Genomic DNA, 4,874 nt, shown 5'->3' with positions numbered 1-4,874 from the left:
TGGTTTTGTGGGGAGAGCAGGATTCGAACCTACGAAGACGAAAGTCAGCGGAGTTACAGTCCGCCCCAGTTGGCCACTTTGGTATCTCCCCAAAAGCGGATGCAAATATATAAACTATTTTTTTAAACTCCAACTCATATTTATCATTTTTATTGCAGTAACTGCTGCTTCGTCACCTTTGTTGCCATGGATGCCACCTGCTCTGTCCTTGGCTTGCTGTAAGTTAAGTGTGGTGATGACCCCAAAAATAAAAGGTATAGAATAATCTAAATTTAATTGAGTGATGCCTTGAGTAACGCCGTTGCATACAAAATCAAAATGAGGGGTGTCTCCCTGAATTACGCAACCTAAGCATATCACCGCATCCACATCTGTCAATTCGGCCATATATTTGCCTCCTTTTGTTAATTCAAAGCTGCCTGGTACATATTTCTTAATTATGTTTTCAGGGTTAGCTCCGTTTTCAACAAGAGTTTTAATAGCCCCATCGCATAAAGCTTCTGTTATTTCTTCATTCCATTCTGAAACTACTATGCCAAACTTCATGTTTGCTGCCGAAGGCATTTTGCTTTTATCGTAATCAGATAAATTTTTTAGACTTGTAGCCATAATTTTTTATGATTTATATTTTTATGCAAAAATAAAAGAGGTTGCCAAAACTGACAACCTCTTTGTGTTATAAATTAACAATATTCTTATTTTTTTGCTAAAAGCTCTGCCCTGGTAATGTATTTATCTATATTACGGCTTTCAGTGCTTTTTCCAAAATCTTCTTTTATTGTTTTGTATGCCTTAACAGCATCATCATATTTTTTTTGGTCTTCGTAAACCAACCCAAGCTTAAATAAATATGTTGGGGCAATAACGCTGTTATTTACATTAGAAGCTGATTTATAATTGCTGATAGCAGCATCAATATCGCCTTTTTCCAAATAAGCATCACCTAAAGCACCTTTTGCAGTAGCATTAAGTAATTCATCATCACATGAAAAACTATTTAAATATTCAATTGCCTCGTCAAACTGGCCTAAACGAAGGTAAGATACTCCAGCGTAATACTTAGCTAGTTTACCAGGTTTAGTGATGCTATAATTATTGGCCACTTCTATGAAGCCCATGTTCATTCCGTCACCTTTTAAAGCCAGATTAAAGCTGTCCTTCTCAAAATAATCCTGAGCAAAAAACATCATTTCCTGAGCTTCATTTGCTTGTGGTACAAAATATAGTTTCTTGGCTCCCCAGTACCCACCAACAATGATTATAATGGCAAACATTATAATAGTCAGCATTTTCTGGTTATCTTCAATAAATTGCTCTGTTTTGCTTAACGCATGTTCAACGTTTTCCATGCTAGTTTCCGTAGCATATTCTTTTTCCTTATTCGACATGGATTATTATTTTTTATTGCTACGCAAATGTAATTGTTTTGTGAAAAAATCAAAATATGTGGATAGAAATTATTTCAGTTTTTTTAATGATTTTGATTTGGGTTGAAATTGAAATTTTTATGGTGGATTAGTTACATTTGTGTCCTTAAAGGTAATACATATGCATCTTAAGCAGTTACATCTAATAAATTTTAAGAATATTGAATCGGCTCAATTATCTCTGAGTGAAGGTATTAATTGTTTTATTGGTAATAATGGTGCCGGTAAAACCAATTTGCTGGATGCTGTTTATTATATGTCCTTTTGCAAGAGTTTTTTTAATCCTGTCGATAGTCAGAGTATAAAGCATGAGAATGATTTCTTTGTGATACAGGGAAGTTATGATTTGAATGGGAATGAGGAACATATTTATTGTGGGTTTAAAAAAGGTCAGAAAAAGCAATTTAAAAGAAATAAGAAGGAATATGAAAAGCTATCTAACCATATAGGTACATTACCTTTGGTTATGATATCACCTCAGGATGAGAACTTGATTATTGAAGGTAGTGAACTTCGTCGGAAATATATTGATAGTGTTATCTCTCAATATGATAAAAGTTATCTGGAGCATCTTATTTCTTATAATAAGCTGTTATCACAACGCAATGCCTATTTAAAATCTATTTCGGTTTTAAATAATGAGGCTCATAATATGCTGGATATATGGGATATGCAAATGATTTCGCTAGGTCAAGGCATATCTCAGGCACGAAAGCAATTTTTGATTGAACTCAAAGAGATATTTCATGAGTTGTACAATTATGTTTCAGGTAGTAATGAAGTAGTTGATTTTGAGTATAAATCTCATTTGCTAAAGGGGGATTTTGAGGAGTTGCTTAAGGAAAGCCGTAATCGGGACCTTGTTTTGGGTTATAGTACAAAAGGAATTCATAGGGATGATGTAGAGTTTAGTATTAATGGGTATCCAATTAAGAAAATTGGTTCGCAGGGGCAGAAGAAAACCTTTTTGATAGCTTTAAAACTGGGACAATTTATGTTTCTGGACAAGCATAAAAATACAAAACCAATATTGTTATTGGATGATATTTTTGATAAGCTTGATGCTGAACGAGGGGATAGGTTGATTGAATTGGTTGGAGGAGAATCTTTTAATCAAATATTTATTACCGATACTCAATTGAACCGGGTGCTGCCAATTTTGCAACAAATAGATAAAGAAAGCGTAGTTTTTGCTGTAGAGGATGGGGTATTTACTTCAATAGAAAAATAAGAGAATAGTTATGGAAAAGAAGGAAGCTGTAAGAATAAAGGAAGTTATTTCACAAATATTGAAGAGTGATCAGTTAGATCACAAGATGTTGGAAAACCGGGTGGTTCGCTCCTGGGAAAAGGTGATAGGTAGTACCGTGGCCAGGGCAACAAATCAAATATACATGCACCAGGGTACATTGTATCTTAATATCAACTCTAGTGTGATGAGGAATGAGCTTTTGATGTTAAAAGACAGGATTATGGATGCCTTAAATCAGGAAGTTGGTCACAGGATTGTGACTGCAATTGTGATCAGATGATGTGTTACGACCCATTAATGTTACTTATGTAGAGTTTGCAGGACTTTTATAACAGATCCATGTTTTAGAAGCATCTCTTTTGACTTTGCATAATTTAAGTTTGTCTCATCCATAATCATTTTTATTCCTCGTTCAATAAGCTTTTTGTTTGTTAATTGCATATGCACCATTTTGTTTCCTTTTATTTGTCCAAGCTTGATCATTATGGTGGTTGTAATCATGTTAAGAATCATTTTCTGTGCGGTGCCGGCCTTTAATCGGGTGCTGCCGGTTATAAATTCAGGTCCAACTATAGCTTCTATGGCAATTTCAGCTTCTTTTGCAACTTCACTGTCAGGATTACAAGTGATACATGCTGTAAGAATCCCGTTTTTACGGGCTTCTATAATTCCGCCAATAACATAGGGGGTGCTTCCTGATGCAGCGATTCCAACTACAGTATCTAAAGGGCAAATTTTATAGGATGAGAGTTCTTTCCATGCCATACTGTAATCATCTTCAGCTGCTTCAACCGCCTTTTTTAGGGCCGTGTCGCCACCGGCAATTAAACCGATTACTATATTATCAGGAATCCCAAAAGTTGGAGGGAGCTCAGAAGCATCCAAAACACCCAGTCGACCACTGGTACCTGCTCCCAAATAAAATATGCGTCCTCCCTGTTTCATTCTTACAACAATTTCGTCAATTAGGTTTTTTATTTTCGGGAGCACCTTTTTTACAGCTTTGTGAACGGTAGCATCTTCCTTGTTCAGGCCATTTAAGAGGTCTGTTGTCGACATATTCTCCAAGTTGTCGTAATTAGATGGAGATTCAGTTACTTTTGCTTTTTTATTTGATGTACTCATACGTGGAATTGATTTGGTTGAGAGTGGAATTTTGCTAATCCTTCAACAGGACTTTTTTGTATTTGTCCCGGGTTTAAATTGAAAGCATTTAATGCCTTTATTAGTTGAGGTTTAAAATGATAGGCAATGCTTCCTGTAAAGTGTATTTTCATTTTTTCAACATCTTTATATTGTAGAAGGTTTTTTTCTATAAATTCCTTAAAGGATAATATGACAATTGCTTCAAGTTCTTCAAATTCAATGTATTTTGATAAAAAACAGGAGAATTTTGCCAGATACCTGTTAGGGAATGGCCTTTTGTATACATTGTCTAGTATTTCTGATTGGGTAGTTTGATATTCTTTAAAAAACAGATCAATGATATTTTTGGGAAGCTGATTTTTTAAGATGTTGCCTATTGTTTTTTTGCCCAAAGCGGCACCACTTCCTTCATCGCCAATGATAAAACCCAGAGGAGGGGTGTTTTGGGTGATTTCTGTACCATTGTATAAGCATGAGTTAGAACCGGTTCCTAAAATGCATGCAATTCCGGTTTTGTTGCCACATAAAGAGCGAGCAGCTCCTAAAAGATCGGTGTTTATGTTTATCTTTTTAGTGTTGAAAAAATTGCTTAATGAATTTCTGACAACATTCTTTTTTTCATCATTGGTACACCCGGCCCCGTAAAAATAAATTTCCTTTATGTTCTTATTGATTAGATATTCACGTTCCAAACTTTTACTTATGTCTTTTTGATCCTGGTAAAAAGGGTTGATGCCCTGGGTTATACACGTTCCCTCATTATCTGTTTTGTTACTGATTATTCGCCATTCGGTTTTGGAAGAGCCGCTGTCTGCTATAAGAATCATGTTTTTATCTTGGATTGTTATTTCTTGTTTATAGAATGTGAAGGTAATAAAACATCAATAATCTTAAATGTTAACTTCAGGATTCTTATTAAATTGGGGGCTTCAATTTGCAAGGAGTAGAATTAAGTAGTGTTGGCAAGAAAACTGCTGAAATTTTTGTTAGCCCACCCACACCCCTCAGTCCTCCCGAATACAAGTTCGGGACAGGCTCTAAAGGGGAAG

The 4,874-nt window shown here is 35.4% G+C and carries 6 protein-coding genes and 1 tRNA gene; 2 read left to right on the top strand and 5 right to left on the bottom strand.

All coding sequences use genetic code 11. The features are described from left to right. Positions 1-8 precede the first annotated feature (8 nt). The 3 genes from OM074_RS20815 to OM074_RS20805 all read right to left on the bottom strand — a co-directional run bounded on the left by OM074_RS20815 (position 9) and on the right by OM074_RS20805 (position 1,388). Positions 9-91, bottom strand: a tRNA-Tyr gene (locus OM074_RS20815). A 23-nt stretch (positions 92-114) separates the two neighbouring features. Continuing rightward, entirely contained in the window at positions 115-609 is a 495-nt protein-coding gene (ribH, locus tag OM074_RS20810) for a 6,7-dimethyl-8-ribityllumazine synthase (protein ID WP_301202629.1), read from the bottom strand. 86 nt (positions 610-695) lie between these two features. Then, the gene (locus OM074_RS20805) at positions 696-1,388 is read right to left on the bottom strand and encodes a tetratricopeptide repeat protein (protein WP_301202628.1); all 693 of its coding nucleotides are present in this window, start codon (positions 1,386-1,388) and stop codon (positions 696-698) included. 160 nt (positions 1,389-1,548) lie between these two features. On the opposite strand from OM074_RS20805, the gene recF reads away from it, so the two are divergent. After that, positions 1,549-2,658 carry a DNA replication/repair protein RecF gene (gene recF, locus OM074_RS20800; protein WP_301202627.1) on the top strand — a complete coding sequence of 370 codons (1,110 nt, stop codon included), beginning with the start codon at positions 1,549-1,551 and terminating at the stop codon, positions 2,656-2,658. Between the two features lie 10 nt (positions 2,659-2,668). Continuing rightward, entirely contained in the window at positions 2,669-2,959 is a 291-nt protein-coding gene (locus OM074_RS20795; protein ID WP_301202626.1) for a DciA family protein, read from the top strand. A 20-nt stretch (positions 2,960-2,979) separates the two neighbouring features. On the opposite strand, the gene murQ is transcribed toward OM074_RS20795, so the two are convergent. Both murQ and OM074_RS20785 read right to left on the bottom strand, forming a co-directional pair. Then, positions 2,980-3,804: an N-acetylmuramic acid 6-phosphate etherase gene (gene murQ, locus OM074_RS20790; protein ID WP_301202625.1), complete on the bottom strand. Its 825-nt coding sequence runs from the start codon at positions 3,802-3,804 to the stop codon at positions 2,980-2,982. Beyond that, entirely contained in the window at positions 3,801-4,652 is an 852-nt protein-coding gene (locus tag OM074_RS20785) for an ATPase (protein WP_301202624.1), read from the bottom strand. The genes murQ and OM074_RS20785 overlap by 4 nt, the downstream gene beginning before the upstream one ends. Positions 4,653-4,874: the final 222 nt, after the last annotated feature.

It is taken from the genome of Plebeiibacterium marinum (assembly GCF_026013615.1).
GTDB classification, from domain to species: domain Bacteria; phylum Bacteroidota; class Bacteroidia; order Bacteroidales; family Marinilabiliaceae; genus Saccharicrinis; species Saccharicrinis marinus_A.
Note: the sequence above shows the minus strand (reverse complement) of the source record. Positions and strands in the feature narration are given on the sequence as shown.